The following is a 16,440-nucleotide window of genomic DNA, read 5'->3' on the forward strand; positions in this document are numbered from 1 at the left end:
AAGGTGGAAGCGATGTCCAGAAAACAAATTGTGGTTACCGGTCTGTCGGCACTCACTCCCTTGGGGGTGGATCTTCAAACAAGTTGGGAGAGACTGCTGAAGGGCGAATCGGGAATTGGTCCGATGACCCGGTTCGATGTTCAGGAGCATGCAACCAAGATATCCGGAGAAGTCAAAGGATTTGAGCCGGAAAATTACATGCCCGCCAAGCAGACTCGCCGCATGGAACTCTTTGCCCAGTTTGCCGTGGCAGGAGCGAAAATGCTTCTGGAGAGCGCCGGCTGGGAGGTTCCGGCGGATCAGGCCCACCGGACCGCGGTGATCATCGGGTGCGGCATCGGCGGGCTCGACGCCCTGGAACGTTCCCAGACCTTGCTCCTCAATGGCGGGCCGCGCAAGGTATCTCCCTTTTTCATCCCCTCGCTGATCGCGAACATGGCTTCCGGGCAGGTCTCCATTTTCACCGGCGCCAAAGGCAACAACGTCGTAACCACTTCGGCCTGCGCCTCGGGGCTGCATGCCATAGGAACCGCCTACTCCGAACTGCTGCTCGGCCGAGCCGACGTCGCCATCTGTGGCGGCACCGAAGCCAGCCTGACGCCCCTGGCCCTGGCCGGATTCAATGCATTGCGCGCCCTTTCCACCCGCAATGACGATCCCCAGACAGCCTCGCGGCCCTTTGAAAACAACCGGGACGGCTTTGTGATGGGCGAGGGCTGCGGGCTTCTGCTCCTGGAGACGCTGGAACACGCCAAGGCCAGGGGAGCGACGATCCTGGCCGAGGTGGCGGGTTACGGCGCCTCGTCCGACGCCTATCACATCACGGCTCCCCACGAGGACGGCGAGGGCATGGCTCTGGCCATGCAGGCCGCTCTGGATGAAGCCGGCATTGCTCCCGAGGAAGTGGACCATATCAATGCCCACGGAACATCGACCAAGCTGAACGACATCACGGAGACCCGCGCCATCAAGACGGTTTTCGGCAAACATGCCCCTTCCATTCCGATTACGGCCAACAAGTCCATGATTGGCCATCTCCTCGGAGCCGCCGGAGGCGTGGAGAGCGTTTTCTCCGTAATGACCCTGCACCATGGGATGATTCCCGGTACCATCAACATGGTCGAGCCTGATCCGGAATGCGATCTGGATTACGTCACCACCGGTTCACGCAAGGCTCAAGTCGGCTATGTTTTGTGCAATTCCTTCGGCTTCGGTGGAACCAACGCCACCATCCTGTTCAAGCGTTGGGCAGGATGACCTTGTTTGTCGGGAGTGGTTCGGTCTGGATATCATCCGCAAGGTGTGCCGCACGGATCACTTTCTTTTCGCGCATAACGCCATAACAGAAATACTATTCCCGGAGACCCCATGAACCTCGACGACCTCCGCCGCCACGACCCGGACATTGCTGAAGTCATCCATCTGGAGGAACAGCGGCAACTGAACAAGCTGGAGCTGATCGCATCGGAAAACTTTACCTCGCCCGCTGTGCGCATGGCCATGGGCAGCGTACTGACGCACAAATACGCGGAAGGCTATCCGGGGAAACGATATTACGGCGGTTGCGAGTATGTGGACATGGCCGAAACCCTGGCCCAGGACCGAGCCAAAAAGCTGTTCAAGGCCGAGTACGCCAATGTCCAGCCTCATTCCGGTTCCCAGGCCAACATGGCGGTCTATTTCGGGGCCTTGAATCCCGGGGACGTGATCCTGGGCATGGATCTTTCCCACGGCGGGCACCTGACTCACGGCAGTCCGGTGAATTTTTCCGGCAAGTTGTACAAGGTGGTTTTCTACGGAGTACACAAGGATACCGGGTTCATCGACCACGACCAGGTTCTGGCCATGGCCCGGGAGCATCGGCCGAAACTGATCGTGGCCGGAGCCAGCGCCTATTCGAGGACCATTGATTTCCCGAAATTTCGGCAGATCGCCGATGAAGTCGGCGCCAAATTGATGGTGGACATGGCCCATATCGCCGGCCTGATTGCCGCGGATCTGCATCCATCACCCGTGGGCAGCGCCCACTTCATTACCACGACCACCCACAAGACCCTGCGCGGACCTCGCGGCGGGATGATCCTGTCCACCGAGGAGTTCGGCAAGATGCTCAACTCCCAGATTTTCCCAGGAATCCAGGGGGGGCCGCTGATGCACGTCATCGCGTCCAAGGCCGTGGCGTTCGGGGAAGCCTTGCAACCGAGCTTCGTCCGGTATCAGCAGCAGGTGATCAAGAACGCCCAGGTCATGGCCAAAACACTGGTCGACGCCGGTTTTTCCCTGGTCTCCGGCGGCACGGACAACCACCTGATGCTGGTGGATCTGACGTCCAAGGACATCACGGGCAAGGACGCGGAAATCGCCCTGGACAAGGCCGGAATCACCGTGAACAAGAACACCGTGCCCTTTGAAACCCGTTCTCCGTTCGTGACTTCAGGCATCCGGCTGGGAACGCCGGCACTGACCACGCGAGGGATGACCGAAGAGCATATGTCGACGGTGGTGGAATGGATCGTGGCCGCGCTGGAGCGCCGGGACAATGAAACTGAACTGCAGCGGATCAAGGCCGATGTTCAGGCCTTTGCCGGCCGTTTCCCGCTCTTTGTGGCTTGATGACGGATTAGGGTTCGGGATCTTTTCAAAAACGGCCGGAGGCTTCGCACTATTGTGAACCGACTGGAAATTCGTCCATAATGCGCCTGCCCTGGCCGGAATATTTCATGGGCATCGCCAGACTCGTTGCCGAACGCTCCACCTGTCTTCGGCGTCGGGTTGGCGCCGTTGCCGTGCAGGAAAAGCGGATCCTGGCCACGGGATACAACGGCGCCGCCGCCGGCCTGGAGCATTGCCTGGATATCGGATGCCTGCGCGAACAGATGGGCATACCTTCGGGGCAACGCCACGAACTCTGCCGCGGCTTGCATGCGGAGCAGAACGTGATCATCCAGGCTGCCATGTATGGAGTGCGTTTGTCCGGGGCTCAAATCTACTGCACCACGCAACCCTGCCTTATCTGCACGAAAATGCTCATCAATTGCGGCATCGGCGCCATTTTCTTCGAGCAAGGCTATCCGGACGAACTGGCCGTGAACATGTTGCGTGAAGCAGGAGTGCGCTTTGAACAGCTTTCCGCTTCCTGACAATGCTGAAGCGATCATGCTGGAGGCCGTGGCTCTGGCGGAGCAGGGCAAGGGACAGACGGTCCCCAATCCCTGCGTCGGCGCCCTCCTGACCCGGGATGGGCAGGTCGTGGCCAAAGGCGGCCACCATGGTCCGGGGTTGCCGCATGCCGAGGTGGAAGCCCTTCGCGACGCGCGAGAACGAGGCGTGGATCCGCGGAAATGCACTCTCTGGGTGACCCTGGAGCCCTGCAATCATGTTGGGCGCACTCCGCCCTGCACCCAGGCCATTCTCGCGGCCGGCGTGTGCCGGGTCGTGGTGGGGGCGACGGACCCGAATCCGGGTGTGGTGGGTGGCGGAATCGACTTTCTGCGCGACCAGGGCGTACAGGTCGTGACCGGCGTGGCCGAGACGGCTTGCAAGGACTTGATCGCGGATTTTCAGACCTGGGTGAACACTTCCCGCCCCTACCTCTATCTGAAACTCGCCGCGACCCTGGACGGACGCATTGCCGCGCGTTCCGGGGATTCCCAATGGATCACCAATGCCGTTTCCAGGGCCAGGGTCCATGAACTGCGCGGGCGGGTTGGAGCCGTGATGGTAGGGGCCGGAACCTTGCGCGCGGACAACCCCAGGCTGACCTGCCGCGGGCTCTCCGGCAATATGCCGAAAAGTTCCGGGTCCCAGCCCCTGGCAGTGGTGGTCGGGAGCAGCCTGCCTGGGCTGAATGACAACCTTTTCCTCCTGCGCGAACGCCCCATGGAAACGATTATTTTGACGACCGCCGAAACAGCGTCCAGTGCACGGGCGGACGACTTGCGCAAGCTTGGGGTCCGGGTCTGGGGGGCAGGAACGGACCGCCGGGTCGACATCCAGGCTGGTCTCGTCCGGTTGCGATCCGAGCTGGGCGTGATGGATGTCCTGTGCGAAGGCGGCGGCGGATTGGCCCAACATCTGGTCACCGACAACCTGGTGGGCGAGTGGTGGCTGTTTCTCGCGCCCAAAACGCTTGGCGACGTCCAGGCCGTACCCCTGCTTTCCGGTTCAACGGTGGAGAGGATGAACCAGGCCCGGCAGTGGCGAACAGCCCGGGTGCTCCAGCTTGAGAGTGATCTTCTGCTGGTCATGCGCCCGAATGGCCCGGGGCCGGGCAAGGTAGAAGACGAGGAGCGAGGCTGATGTTTACCGGCTTGATTCAAGGTCCCGGCAAGGTGCTCGGCGTGACGGGGCAGGGCGCCTCTTCGGCCCGGGAGCGGGAAACCCGCCTGGAAATTGCACCGGAAACGCCAATGCCGGGCTATGTGCGCGGCGAGAGCATCGCGGTCAACGGCGTTTGCCTGACCGTGGAATCCTTCGCCGCCGACCGGTTTGCCGTCTACGCTTCCGGCGAAACCCTGAACCTGACCAACCTGGGCCAATTGAAACCAGGAATGCGCGTCAACCTGGAGCGAGCCCTGGCCCTGGGCGATCGCCTTGGCGGCCACCTGGTCAGCGGGCATGTGGATTGCCTGGCCCAGGTCCGAGAAATGCGCCAGGTTGGGCAATCCCGATGGTTCAAGATGCTTTTTCCCCCGGAGTTCGCAACGCTGGTCGTCCCGAAAGGCTCCGTGACCCTGGACGGGATCAGCCTGACGGTCAACAGCTGCGGCGACAATTTTCTGGAAGTGAACATTATCCCGGAAACATGGCGCAACACCACCATTGCCGAGTGGCAGCCGGGCCGGGATGTGAATATGGAAACCGACCTGATCGGGAAGTACGTGCAGCGCATGGTGGGGCCCTGGGGCGAGGCGAAAAAATCCTCACCCAGCCGCATCAGCGAGGCGTTTTTGCGTGAACATGGATTTTAACAGCCCGAAGTGAAAGAGGGACGATATATGGCGCTATGCAGCATCGAAGAGGCCATCGAGGACATTCGCCAGGGGCGGATGATCATCCTCGTGGACGACGAAAACAGGGAAAATGAAGGCGATTTGACCATTGCCGCGGAGAGCGTGACTCCGGAGGTCATCAATTTCATGGCCATTCACGGCCGCGGGCTGATTTGTCTGGCCATGGAGCAGGAAATGGTGCAGAAACTGGAATTGCCCATGATGTCCACGCGCAATGAATCCCGTTTCGGAACGGCCTTCACCGTGTCCATTGAGGCGCGCACCGGAGTGTCCACGGGCATTTCCGCCTATGACCGGGCCACCACGATCCTGACCGCGGTGGCCGACGACGCCAAGGCCGAGGACATCGTTTCCCCCGGGCACGTGTTTCCTCTCCGGGCCAGAAAAGGCGGCGTGCTGGTTCGGGCCGGACAGACCGAAGGCAGCGTGGATCTGGCCCGTCTGGCGGGCATGAAGCCCGCGGCGGTGATCTGCGAGATCATGCGCGACGACGGCAACATGGCCCGCATGGCGGATCTGGAAGTGTTCGCGGCCAAGCATGACATGAAAATCGCCTCCATCGCCGACCTGATCCGGTACCGGATGAAGCATGATTCGCTTTCCGTGCGCCGGGTGGGCGAGGCCAATCTGCCCACCTGTCACGGAGAATTCCGGGTCTATGCCTATGAGAGCGACGTGGACAACGGCGTGCATTTGGCTCTGGTCAAAGGAGAGATCTCCCCGGATGTGCCGATCCTGGTGCGCGTGCACAGCCAGTGTCTGACTGGAGATGTTTTCGGTTCGTTGCGCTGCGATTGCGGTCCCCAGCTGCAGACGGCCATGCGGACCATTACCGAGGACGGCAACGGCGTGATTCTCTACATGCGTCAGGAGGGTCGGGGCATCGGCCTGGCCAACAAGATCAAGGCCTACTGTTTGCAAGACAACGGCAAGGATACCGTGGAAGCCAACGTGGAGTTGGGTTTTGCGCCGGATCTGCGCGATTACGGTGTCGGAGCGCAAATCCTCGTGGACCTGGGGGTGAGCAAAATGCGCCTGATGACCAACAATCCCAAGAAGATCGTCGGTCTGGAAGGGTATGGCCTGGAAATGGCCGGCCGGGTTCCCGTGGAAGTGCAGGCCTGCGCGGAAAACCTGCAGTACCTGATGACCAAGAAGGAAAAAATGGGCCACATGCTCGACTTCAAAGCAGATAAGGAGAAGACGGATGTACCATCTTGAAACCATTGAAGGCCGCCTGGATGCCACCGGCTTGCGTTTCGCCATTTTGGCCAGCCGGTTCAACGATTTTATCGTGGATCGTCTGGTGGGCGGCGCTGTCGATTATCTGCTGCGGCACGGCGCCGAAAAAAGCGACATCACTCTGATGCGCGTGCCGGGCGCCTATGAAATGCCCCTTGCCGCCAAGCGTCTGGCGGAAACCAAAAAATATCACGGCGTGGTTTGCCTTGGCGCGGTGATCCGCGGCTCCACCCCACACTTTGATTACGTTTCCGCCGAGGTTTCCAAGGGGCTGGCCCAGGTGATGCTGGAGACGGGGGTTCCCATCGGCTTCGGCGTGCTGACCACGGACACCCTGGAGCAGGCCATCGAGCGGGCCGGCAGCAAGGCCGGGAACAAGGGCGTTGACGCGGCCGCCGCAACCCTTGAACTGATTCGTGTTTTGGAGCAAGTCTGATTCATGGCCATGGCAACCCCGAAAGTTCATCGCCGATCTGCCCGCAGACGGGCCCTGCAATTCGTCTTTTCCATGAATTTCCGGACCTTCGAAGACAAAAAGCAGGTCCAACGGGCTTTTTTTGAGTTGCCCGTGGATGACGAGGACTGGGGCAACGAGACGGTTGCCGCCGTTTCGGATTCAACCCCGTTGACGCTGGAGGACAGGGAATTTGCCGCCAAGCTGGCCACCGGGGTCTACCTTTTTCGGGAGGAGATCGACCAGGTCATTCAGCGTTTTTCCAAACATTGGCGTATTGCCCGGATCGCCAAGGCCGAACTGAGCATCTTGCGCCTGAGCGTCTATGAAATGCTTCATGAGCCGGACATTCCGCTGCGGGTGAGCATCAATGAGGCCGTGGAGCTGAGCAAGGCGTTTGCGGACGATCATTCGTTTCCTTTTGTCAACGGTATTCTGGACGCCGTGGCCAAGGCGGTGAGCCATGGTGAATTTGGGCTTCATAAACAGTTCTGAGCAATGCCCTCCCGATGTTCGCCATGTTCGCATTCTGGCGGGCCGGGAGCGGTTCTCCGCAGCCGGACAGGCTGAAGTCAGGATTCTCACGGATTCGCAGGGGCGGACCAGCTGGGCCCTGGACTGGCATGTGGCCGTCCCCGAGGATGTGGATGCCTGGTCGAGGTTGATGGCGATCCAGATGAACAACCTGGTTTGGCCGACATGGTGGCTGGATGTCGGGTCATTGCAGAGAACCATGAATCTGGCCGCGGACCTTGCTCTTGCCCAGTGGGGCAAGCCGTTCTGGGAGACATACCGGGAGAATGCCCTTGTCTTTCTGGATGTCGGCGGGCGACGCAGGATGGTTTACCAGGTCGTACGGCAGTGGGAGGCGAGCATGCCCCACGTGCGGTTTTCAACCCAGCATGATCTTGATGCAACGACATGAGACTACGAGGTACGGGAGAGGGAATGGAGAAGCCGACGGATCGTTATGATCCACAATCAGTCGAGATCAAGTGGCAGCGGATCTGGGAAGAGCAGGGCACGTTTCACTCGGAAACCGATGCCGCGCTTCCCAAATACTATGTTTTGGAGATGTTTCCCTATCCTTCCGGACGCATCCACATCGGTCATGCCCGCGTCTACTCCATTGGAGATGCCGTGGCCCGCTTGAAACGGATGCAGGGCTTCAACGTCCTCCACCCCATGGGGTGGGACGCCTTTGGTCTGCCCGCGGAAAACGCGGCGATCAAGCACGGGGTGCATCCGGCCAAGTGGACCATGGAAAACATCGACACCATGCGCTCTCAGTTGCAGCGGATGGGCTATTCCCTGGACTGGCGTCGTGAAGTCACCACCTGTCTGCCGGAGTATTATCGCTGGGAACAGCTCTTCTTTCTGAAGTTTCTGGAGCAGGGGCTGGCTTACCGACACAAGGCCGCCCAGAACTGGTGCGAATCCTGTAACACGGTTCTGGCCAACGAGCAGGTTGAGAACGGATTGTGCTGGCGCTGCGACACGAAGGTTGAACAGAAGGAACTGACCCAGTGGTTCTTGCGGATCACCAAATACGCCGAGGAACTGCTCCAGGATCTGGACGGGCTTGAAGGCGGCTGGCCGGAGCGGGTCGTGAGCATGCAGCGCAACTGGATCGGCAAGTCCATCGGCGCGGAAATCGAATTTGCCCTGGTCGAGCCTGCTCCGGGAGGGACCCGGTCCATCCGCGTGTTCACCACGCGCCAGGATACGGTATGCGGTGCGACGTTCATGAGCCTGGCCGCGGAACATCCCCTGGTGGAGGAACTGATCGCGGGATCGTCCCGGGAGGCGGAAGTCCGCGCTTTTTGCGACAAGGTCCGGAACATGGACAAGATGGTTCGCGGCGCCGAGGACCTGGAAAAGGAGGGCGTGTTCACCGGACGGTACTGCCTGAATCCCTTTACAGGCCGGAAGATGCCCATCTGGGTGGCCAATTTCGTGCTCATGGGCTACGGCACCGGTGCGGCCATGGCGGTTCCCGCCCATGATCAGCGCGATTTCGAGTTTGCCCGCAAATATGACCTGGAAGTTCTGCCTGTGATCATTCCCGAGGGCCAGACCATGGACGGGGCCACCATGACCGAAGCCCGGCCGGAGCCAGGTCTGCTTGTGGATTCCGGTCCCTTCACGGGGATGGACAACGAGGCGGCCAAGGCGGCCGTGGCCGACCACCTGGAAGAGCATGGCCTGGGCCGGCGGGCGATCAATTACCGCCTGCGGGATTGGAACATCAGCCGGCAACGGTACTGGGGCGCGCCCATTCCGGTCATGTACTGCGAAACGTGCGGCGTAGTCCCGGAAAAGGAAGAAAATCTGCCGGTGGTTTTGCCCCTGGATCTGCAGGTCCGTGCGGACGGCCGTTCCCCCCTGCCCGATGCCCAGGAGTTCGTGCGGACAACCTGTAACCTCTGCGGCGGACCGGCCCGACGGGAGACGGACACCATGGACACCTTCGTGGAGAGTTCCTGGTACTTCTTGCGCTATACCGCCCCCTGGGAGGACGGGAAGCCTTTCCGGTCCGAGGATCTGGCCTACTGGTGCCCTGTGGATCAGTACATCGGCGGAGTCGAGCATGCCATCCTGCATCTGCTGTACGCCAGATTCTGGGTCAAGGCCCTGCGGGACCTGGGATACGTCGCCATGGACGAGCCGTTCCAGGCCTTGCTGGCCCAGGGCATGGTGCTCAAGGACGGCGCCAAGATGAGCAAGAGCAAGGGCAACGTGGTCTCGCCGGACGAGATGACCCAGCGCTACGGCGCGGATGCGGTGCGCTTGTTCCTGCTGTTTGCCGCTCCCGCCGAACGGGATCTGGATTGGAGCGATTCCGGAATCGAAGGCGCGCAGCGGTTTACGCACCGTTTATGGCGGCTGGTGACGGAACTGGCGCCGGATCTGTCCGCCGTTGCCCCATGCTCGGCCTCTGCCCAGGATGCCCAGTCGGCGGGAGTTCCCGAAGCCGTGACCCTGCGGCGCAAGGAGCACGCCACCGTGGTCAAGGTGGCCGGTGACATCGCTGACCGGTTTCAATTCAATACGGCGATTGCCGCGGTCATGGAACTGGTCAACACCATGTACCAGGTCAAGGACGTTTTGCGGACCACCGAGGCCGGCAAAAAAATGCTGTCCTCGGCGGTGGCGTCCACCCTGGTGGTGCTCTCTCCGGTGACGCCGCACCTGTGCGAGGAAATGTGGCAGCTTATGGGGCACGCCGATCTGCTTTCCCGCCAATCCTGGCCCACGCACGACCCCCAGGCTCTGATTCAGGATGAAGTGACCATCGTGGTCCAGGTGGACGGCAAGGTTCGTTCCAAGATGACCGTTGCCGCGGATGCCTCCGGTGAACAGGTTCAGCGTGAGGCCCTGGCCAGTGAAAACATCCAAAAACACATTTCCGGCCGGGAAATCGCCAAAATGATCTTCGTCCCCGGCAAGCTGCTGAACATCGTCACCCGGAAATGATGATTCTTTTTAGCGCTACAGCGACACTTCCATTTTCATCGCCTAGTCAGATTTATAACCACGGGGCACACGGGGACCACGGGGTAAAGAGTTTTGGTTTTACGTAATATGTTCCCTGTGCACCCCGTGCTCCCCGTGGTTCAACCGTCAGCAGTAATGATTGATGCATCAAAATGTCGTTGTAGGTGATAGGGGAGCATCAAGTTGCCTGGGCAAATTTCTTGTTGCGCCTCCTTTTTTTGATTCCATGCTCTCTGGATCAACATGGTTTTGATTTGTTGTAACTATTCAGCAAAGTCAGAAAAAAGACCTGGATACCGGCTTTCGCCGGCATGACTGACGTGGAAACGGGTTCTCCAATATGTCATTCCGGCGAAAGCCGGAATCCAGTGCGGATTTATGACCATACGGATGATGTGCTGAATGGTTACGTTTTGTTTTGGTAACTATTCAGCACATGCGGCATATGACCAGTCTCCCCAGCACTGGATTCCGGCTTTCGCCGGAATGACGGAACGGAGCAAGCCGTTTCCATGTTAGAGTCATACCGGCCAAGGCCGGTATCCAGATCTTTATTTTGGCTCAACTGAGTAGTTATTTTTTTTGGTAACTGCTCAAAAACTTGTTGCATTCTACGGGATAAATCCTGGGAGCGCCGCACCCCAGTGCGGCAACGGTGTAACGCACTCAGGACAAAGTTCCGGCTGGAGCATGGCCCCAGTAGCTTGGTCACGAAACTTCGCGTCGATGGGTATACCTGCACAAGGGAACTTCATCGCCCGGAGTTTTTGAGCAGTTACCTTTTTGTAACTATTCAGCACACGGTGTGCGATCTGCTCCGACATCGGGGTCGGTGTCGGGGTCGGAATCGGTTTCGAAAAATGTTGAGAAGGCCTGCGCATGATTCCGCCTGCGATTCCAATCCCGACGCCGACTGCGATGCCAAAGTTCGTAGGGCAGTAGCATGCTGAAGTTACCATTTTTGTAACTACTCAGCGATACTAATGCTGTTGCCGGGTTTGGCTCGGAATCGGAGTCGTTATCGGAATCGGAATCGGAGTCGGTATCGGTATCGGAATCGGAATCGGTATCGGTATCGGAGTCGGTATCGAAGCGAAGCCATGTGGAAGGGCATCCGATTTTTTTTCGATACCGATTCCGACCCCGACCCCGATTCCGATGACCGGAGAAAGAACGTTTGCGGAGTAGTTACCATTTTTTTGATCAAAGCCCCCATCCATAATCTCCCTCCATTTTCCTTGTGACCTCAGCATGTCCCGCGCTCCCTTCTTTTTCTGTATCTGCCCCGATCCCTGGATGACGCAACGGGAGATCAACCGGCTGATCCGCACCGCCGGATGCACGGAGTGGAGCAGGACCACGTTCTGGGCAGACGAGCCCCTTGAATCAGGATTCTGGACCATGCTGTCCATGCCCGGTTTGCTCAGCCTTCTGGGCAAGGGCAGAATTGTGATCCTGCGCCGGGCCAATGCCCTGACCGTCAAGGTCTGGTCGGATCTTGAGCCGTTGCTGCGCAAGGCCAACCCGGACTTGTGGGTGTTCTTCTGCCTGGAAGGGGCCTGGAAGGGCAAGACGCCTGCCGTGCCCGCGGTGCTGGCCAGGCAGAATTTTTACAAGGCGGCCCGCAAGAAGAAGTGGTTATGGGAATCCCCGGGCATGACGCCGCAGACGCTGCGCACGGAGCTGCAAAGCTGGGCCGGCAACCGGGGCATTTCCATTGCTCCCAATGTCGCGGAAAGGATGGTCGCCCTGTTGCCCCTGGATGGCGCCCGTTTCGGCAACGAGTTGCTGAAGTTGGAGCTGCACCTGGGCGAGCGGCGTCAGGTGGAGAATACGGACCTGCACCTGCTGGGCGATGCGTCGACCATGGATAATTTCGCCTTTCTGAAAACGGCGTTGCGTTCCCCGGCCAATCCCGACATCTGGCGAACCGTGCTCATGGATCATGAGGCGAGCGGTTCCGGAATGCTCATGCCGATCCTGGGACTGTTGCAGTGGGAAATGCGTAACCTCTGGATGCTGAATGCAGGAGAGGATGCTTCCGTCTCCTTGCCGCCGAACATCAAGGACGACAAGCGACGGTTGGCCAGACAGATGGGTGAACAGGGCATCGCCGCGATCATCAACCTGATTTTCCAGGCGGAAAAGGACCTTAAATCCGGCCGTAAACAGGCGGACCAGATTCTGGAATTTCTCGTCTCCAGCCTCTCCAGGCATTCTCAAGCTCACAGATGACCTTTCAGTGAACCTGCTCCAGGTTCACTTTGTTCCTCACACGTTCCTTCCTCGCCTTTCCTCCTCCATATTTGCCGTCCATCAGAATCAAAAGGACCACTTGAGGCTCCAAACGGTTTGCTTTCAAGGTTTTTGTTGATATTAACCGTTTTCTGCAGCCATATTTTTTGAAAAATTTGGCTTTTTAGGCCAATTTCATTGCCACAACCAGCATCCATACCTATATGCCCATGGACAAGCATTACCTCGGACACCGGAAACGGCTCAAGGCCCGCCTTGCCGAAAATTCGCAAGGGTTGGCGGATTACGAAGTCATGGAACTTCTCCTTGGGTATGCCCTGCCTCGCAGGGACACCAAGCAGCTGGCCAAGGAGATGTTGACCCGTTTTGGTTCGCTGCGCGGCATCTATTCCGCTCGCCCCAACGAGCTGGAAACGGTTCCCGGGATGAGCCCCAGCGTGCTCGTCCTGCTGGATGTCTGGCGTGAATTCTGGGGCCGGGTGCAGGAGGGGGCGGTTCAGGAACGTCTGGTCTTCAGCCATCCCCGGACCGTGGCGGATTTTGCCATTGCCCGTCTTGGCCACGAGTTGACCGAGCAGTTTTGGGTGGCCCTGGTGGACAACAAGAATCGTCTTGTGCAGTGGCGCCAAGTCAGCCGGGGTACCGTGGACCAGACGCCGGTCTATCCGCGGGAGATCCTGCGCATGGTTTTGCACCATCAAGCCAGCGGCATGATCCTGGTGCACAATCATCCCGGCGGGGATCCAAAACCGTCCGTTCAGGATCAGGAATTAACGCGAAAAATGCAGCGTGCGGCTCAGGAAATGGATGTCCGGGTTCTGGACCATATCATTGTCACGGAATCCGACTACTTCAGCTTTCAGGCCCAAGGCTTGCTCTGACGAAACAGGAGGCACGTTCGTGAAGGAATTGCATGCATACGTTTCCGGCCGCGTTCAGGGTGTTTTTTTTCGGGCGTGGACCCGCAATCAGGCTCGCCGGTTGGGTTTGACCGGATGGGTTCGGAATGTGTCCGATGGACGAGTGGAAGTGACGGCCCAAGGGCCGGATCATGACCTGAAAACGTTTCAGAAACGCTTGGGCGAAGGACCGCCCATGAGTCGCGTGGATGGAGTCGACGTAACCTACCAGGAAGGCGGCAAACCGTTTACCGATTTTGAAATCACCGCGTCATCGCGGCCATGATAGCACCACAACGACATTTTGATGCACCAACCGACACCGCTGAAAGTTTAACCACGGGGATCACGGGGGGCACGGGGAACATATTCAATGAAATCAATTTTTTTCCCTGTGTTCCCTGTGGGCCCCGTGGTTAATCAAACCTTGTCAGATAATGGAATGAAAGTGTCGCTGTAGTAATAGCCATGATGGAATGATGTTGTAGTCGAAGCGAAGGCGATCCAGCCATGAGCTGCTTCGATTTTATCGAGTTGTTCTTTACGAGAATCCAAGCTGATGAGATATTTTGAATTCGAGATTCCAAAGGAGTTTTTTATATGAGTACGAATGACGATACCCCGCACGTGGAAGTCATAAATAAATCCGAGGAGCAGGAGGCACATGTGAAACTTGGTTCCTCCGTGGAGCCGGTTTCCGAATCCGAAGATCGCGACGGCGGCAACGCCGGTCAGGAACTGCCCCAGAACGTTCCCCTGCTGCCGGTGCGGGACGTGGTGGTGTTCAACTACATGATCCTGCCGCTTTTTGTCGGTCGGGAACGGTCCATTCTCGCCGTGGACGCCGCGCTGAACTCCAACAGGCACATCCTGATTGCCACCCAGAAAGAAGAAAAAACCGACGATCCCGGTCCGGAAGAGGTGCATTCCGTGGGGACCCTGGCCACGATCATGCGCATGCTGAAAATGCCGGACGGTCGCTTGAAGGTTCTGGTCCAGGGCGTGACCCGGGCGCGGATCACCGGGTATGTTCAGAATGAACCCTTCCACATGGTGGAGATCGAGCCGATCATGGAGGAGGAGGCGCGGGAGCCGACTCCTGAGTTGGAGGCCATGGTCCGGACTGCCAGGGAGCAGAGCGAGAAAATCCTCTCCTTGCGCGGCATCGCCTCACCGGACGTTCTGGCCGTTCTGAACAACGTGGAGGAGCCGGGCCGTTTGGCGGACCTCATCGCTTCCAACCTGCGGATGAAGGTCGAGGATGCCCAGGAAATTCTGGCTTGCGAGGATCCTGTCCAGCGCCTGGCGCTGGTCAACCAACAGCTGCTCAAGGAAGCCGAAGTCGCGGAAATGCAGGCCAAGATCCAGAACATGGCCAAGGAAGGGATGGACAAGGCCCAGCGGGAATTTTTTCTGCGCGAGCAGCTCAAGGCCATTCGCAAGGAGCTGGGGGATTCCGGCGAAAGCGACGAGGATCTTGAGGAACTGCGGGTTTCCCTGAAAAAAGCCGGCCTGCCCAAGGACGTGCGCAAGGAGACGGACAAGCAGCTGAAACGGCTGGAGTCCATGCATCCGGAATCCTCCGAGGCTACGGTGATCCGGACCTATCTGGACTGGATCGTGGAATTGCCCTGGAAGAAGCTGTCCAAGGATCAGCTGATCATCCAGAAGGCCAAGGAGGTCCTGGACGACGACCATTACGGTCTGGACAAGGTCAAGGACCGGATTCTGGAATATCTCAGCGTCCGCAAGCTCAATCCGGACATGAAGGGGCCAATCCTCTGTTTTGTCGGTCCTCCCGGCGTGGGCAAGACCTCCCTTGGGCGATCCATTGCCGGTTCCCTGGGCCGCAAGTTCGTGCGCATGTCCCTGGGCGGAATCCGGGACGAAGCGGAAATTCGGGGCCACCGCCGGACCTACATCGGCTCCATGCCCGGCAGGATCATCCAGAGCATCAAGCAGGCCGGCACGCGCAACCCGGTGATCATGCTGGACGAGGTGGACAAGGTCGGCACGGATTTCCGCGGCGATCCGTCCTCGGCGCTGCTGGAAGTGCTGGACCCGGAACAGAATTCCACCTTCAGCGACCACTACCTGAACGTTCCCTTTGACCTCTCCAAGGTCATGTTCATCTGTACGGCCAATGTGCTGGACACCATCCCGTCAGCCCTGCTGGACCGGATGGAGGTCATTCGCATTCCCGGTTATACGGAAGTGGAAAAGGTCAAGATCGCGAAGCGGTATCTGCTGCCGCGACAGATCAAGGAAAACGGGCTGAACCCGGAGGACGTGGAGATTCCGGACCAGATCATCGGCAAGGTCATCCGCGAATATACACGAGAGGCGGGACTGCGCAATCTCGAGCGGGAGCTGGGTACCATCTGCCGCAAGTTGGCCCGCAAGGTGGCCGAGGACGAGTCCGGGCCCTTCGTGGTGAACGGCAGGATGGTTACCCGGCTGTTGGGCGTTCCCAGGCATCTGGAAAGCGAGAAGGACAAGGAACTCTACCCCGGCGTGGCGCTTGGGCTGGCCTGGACTCCGGTGGGAGGAGAGGTGCTGCATGTGGAAGTGAGCACCATGCCCGGCAAGGGCAAGTTGATTCTGACCGGACAGTTGGGCGACGTGATGAAGGAGAGCGCCCAGGCCGCCCTGAGCATCGCTCGGAGCCGGGTCAAGACGCTGGGACTGGATCCGGATTTCGCGGAGAAAACCGATATCCATATCCATGTTCCCGCCGGCGCAACCCCCAAGGATGGCCCTTCCGCCGGGGTGACCCTGGTTTCAGCCCTGCTTTCGGCCCTGACCAACATTCCGGTGAAAAACGATCTGGCCATGACCGGCGAGATCACGCTGCGGGGCCGGGTGATGCCGGTGGGCGGGATCAAGGAAAAGATTCTGGCGGCCGTGGCCCATCAGTTGAAAACCGTGCTGGTGCCCGTCCAGAACAAAAAGGACCTGCAGGAAGTCCCCAGTGAACTGCTCCGCAAGGTCAAGGTCAAGTTCGTGGAACATGTTGACGAACTCTGGCCCCTGGTCTCCAGCGCAAGTCAGAAATAGGCGGTGGAATACGTGGGCACTG

General features: G+C 59.1%; 15 protein-coding genes. 14 read left to right on the plus strand and 1 reads right to left on the minus strand.

The window, feature by feature from the left end; translation table 11 throughout:
- The first annotated feature begins 12 nt into the window (after positions 1-12).
- From fabF to ACYQ15_RS00925, 11 genes are all read left to right on the plus strand, one after another.
- Positions 13-1,257: a beta-ketoacyl-ACP synthase II gene (gene fabF / locus ACYQ15_RS00875; protein WP_459935651.1), complete on the plus strand. Its 1,245-nt coding sequence runs from the start codon at positions 13-15 to the stop codon at positions 1,255-1,257.
- Between the two features lie 111 nt (positions 1,258-1,368).
- Positions 1,369-2,613 carry a serine hydroxymethyltransferase gene (gene glyA / locus ACYQ15_RS00880; protein ID WP_459935652.1) on the plus strand — a complete coding sequence of 415 codons (1,245 nt, stop codon included), beginning with the start codon at positions 1,369-1,371 and terminating at the stop codon, positions 2,611-2,613.
- A gap of 80 nt (positions 2,614-2,693) precedes the next feature.
- Positions 2,694-3,140, plus strand: a complete 447-nt coding sequence (locus ACYQ15_RS00885; protein WP_459935653.1) for a deoxycytidylate deaminase — start codon at positions 2,694-2,696, stop codon at positions 3,138-3,140.
- The gene (gene ribD, locus ACYQ15_RS00890) at positions 3,118-4,299 is read left to right on the plus strand and encodes a bifunctional diaminohydroxyphosphoribosylaminopyrimidine deaminase/5-amino-6-(5-phosphoribosylamino)uracil reductase RibD (RefSeq protein ID WP_459935654.1); all 1,182 of its coding nucleotides are present in this window, start codon (positions 3,118-3,120) and stop codon (positions 4,297-4,299) included. The genes ACYQ15_RS00885 and ribD overlap by 23 nt, the downstream gene beginning before the upstream one ends.
- Complete coding sequence (locus tag ACYQ15_RS00895; RefSeq protein ID WP_459935655.1) at positions 4,299-4,970, plus strand: riboflavin synthase; 672 nt, start codon at positions 4,299-4,301, stop codon at positions 4,968-4,970. Before ribD ends, ACYQ15_RS00895 begins: the two co-directional genes overlap by 1 nt.
- 27 nt (positions 4,971-4,997) lie before the next feature.
- Positions 4,998-6,233, plus strand: a complete 1,236-nt coding sequence (locus tag ACYQ15_RS00900; RefSeq protein WP_459935656.1) for a bifunctional 3,4-dihydroxy-2-butanone-4-phosphate synthase/GTP cyclohydrolase II — start codon at positions 4,998-5,000, stop codon at positions 6,231-6,233.
- Complete coding sequence (gene ribH, locus ACYQ15_RS00905; protein WP_092122058.1) at positions 6,220-6,690, plus strand: 6,7-dimethyl-8-ribityllumazine synthase; 471 nt, start codon at positions 6,220-6,222, stop codon at positions 6,688-6,690. The genes ACYQ15_RS00900 and ribH overlap by 14 nt, the downstream gene beginning before the upstream one ends.
- Positions 6,691-6,693: 3 nt before the next feature.
- Positions 6,694-7,203 (plus strand): transcription antitermination factor NusB, encoded by a 510-nt coding sequence (gene nusB, locus ACYQ15_RS00910; protein ID WP_459935657.1) that lies wholly within the window; start codon positions 6,694-6,696, stop codon positions 7,201-7,203.
- Positions 7,172-7,633: a hypothetical protein gene (locus ACYQ15_RS00915; RefSeq protein WP_459935658.1), complete on the plus strand. Its 462-nt coding sequence runs from the start codon at positions 7,172-7,174 to the stop codon at positions 7,631-7,633. The genes nusB and ACYQ15_RS00915 overlap by 32 nt, the downstream gene beginning before the upstream one ends.
- 23 nt (positions 7,634-7,656) lie before the next feature.
- Positions 7,657-10,185, plus strand: a complete 2,529-nt coding sequence (gene leuS / locus ACYQ15_RS00920; RefSeq protein ID WP_459935659.1) for a leucine--tRNA ligase — start codon at positions 7,657-7,659, stop codon at positions 10,183-10,185.
- Between the two features lie 1,272 nt (positions 10,186-11,457).
- Positions 11,458-12,441: a DNA polymerase III subunit delta gene (locus ACYQ15_RS00925; protein WP_459935660.1), complete on the plus strand. Its 984-nt coding sequence runs from the start codon at positions 11,458-11,460 to the stop codon at positions 12,439-12,441.
- On the opposite strand, the gene ACYQ15_RS00930 is transcribed toward ACYQ15_RS00925, so the two are convergent.
- Positions 12,432-12,659 carry a hypothetical protein gene (locus ACYQ15_RS00930; protein WP_459935661.1) on the minus strand — a complete coding sequence of 76 codons (228 nt, stop codon included), beginning with the start codon at positions 12,657-12,659 and terminating at the stop codon, positions 12,432-12,434. The two genes, ACYQ15_RS00925 and ACYQ15_RS00930, sit on opposite strands and share 10 nt — an antisense overlap.
- Before the next feature lie 6 nt (positions 12,660-12,665).
- On the opposite strand from ACYQ15_RS00930, the gene radC reads away from it, so the two are divergent.
- The 3 genes from radC (at position 12,666) to lon (ending at position 16,418) form a co-directional block, all read left to right on the plus strand.
- A complete protein-coding gene (gene radC / locus ACYQ15_RS00935) occupies positions 12,666-13,343 on the plus strand; it encodes a RadC family protein (protein WP_459935662.1) in 678 nt (225 codons plus the stop codon).
- 19 nt (positions 13,344-13,362) lie between these two features.
- Positions 13,363-13,647, plus strand: coding sequence for an acylphosphatase (locus ACYQ15_RS00940; RefSeq protein ID WP_459935663.1), 285 nt, complete (start codon positions 13,363-13,365; stop codon positions 13,645-13,647).
- Between the two features lie 314 nt (positions 13,648-13,961).
- A complete protein-coding gene (gene lon, locus ACYQ15_RS00945) occupies positions 13,962-16,418 on the plus strand; it encodes an endopeptidase La (RefSeq protein WP_459935664.1) in 2,457 nt (818 codons plus the stop codon).
- The last annotated feature ends 22 nt before the right edge of the window (positions 16,419-16,440 follow it).

Source organism: Desulfonatronum parangueonense, from assembly GCF_054656975.1.

What these genes read in the sequence shown, in the direction of transcription:
- ACYQ15_RS00885 (WP_459935653.1), top strand. Translation starts at nt 2,694, where the DNA reads ATGCGCCTGCCCTGGCCGGAATATTTCATGGGCATCGCCAGACTCGTT.
- lon (WP_459935664.1), top strand. Translation starts at nt 13,962, where the DNA reads ATGAGTACGAATGACGATACCCCGCACGTGGAAGTCATAAATAAATCC.
- ACYQ15_RS00915 (WP_459935658.1), top strand. Translation starts at nt 7,172, where the DNA reads ATGGTGAATTTGGGCTTCATAAACAGTTCTGAGCAATGCCCTCCCGAT.
- fabF (WP_459935651.1), top strand. Translation starts at nt 13, where the DNA reads ATGTCCAGAAAACAAATTGTGGTTACCGGTCTGTCGGCACTCACTCCC.
- radC (WP_459935662.1), top strand. Translation starts at nt 12,666, where the DNA reads ATGCCCATGGACAAGCATTACCTCGGACACCGGAAACGGCTCAAGGCC.
- ribH (WP_092122058.1), top strand. Translation starts at nt 6,220, where the DNA reads ATGTACCATCTTGAAACCATTGAAGGCCGCCTGGATGCCACCGGCTTG.
- ACYQ15_RS00900 (WP_459935656.1), top strand. Translation starts at nt 4,998, where the DNA reads ATGGCGCTATGCAGCATCGAAGAGGCCATCGAGGACATTCGCCAGGGG.
- glyA (WP_459935652.1), top strand. Translation starts at nt 1,369, where the DNA reads ATGAACCTCGACGACCTCCGCCGCCACGACCCGGACATTGCTGAAGTC.
- ACYQ15_RS00930 (WP_459935661.1), bottom strand. Translation starts at nt 12,659, where the DNA reads ATGGATGCTGGTTGTGGCAATGAAATTGGCCTAAAAAGCCAAATTTTT.
- leuS (WP_459935659.1), top strand. Translation starts at nt 7,657, where the DNA reads ATGGAGAAGCCGACGGATCGTTATGATCCACAATCAGTCGAGATCAAG.
- ACYQ15_RS00925 (WP_459935660.1), top strand. Translation starts at nt 11,458, where the DNA reads ATGTCCCGCGCTCCCTTCTTTTTCTGTATCTGCCCCGATCCCTGGATG.
- nusB (WP_459935657.1), top strand. Translation starts at nt 6,694, where the DNA reads ATGGCCATGGCAACCCCGAAAGTTCATCGCCGATCTGCCCGCAGACGG.
- ACYQ15_RS00895 (WP_459935655.1), top strand. Translation starts at nt 4,299, where the DNA reads ATGTTTACCGGCTTGATTCAAGGTCCCGGCAAGGTGCTCGGCGTGACG.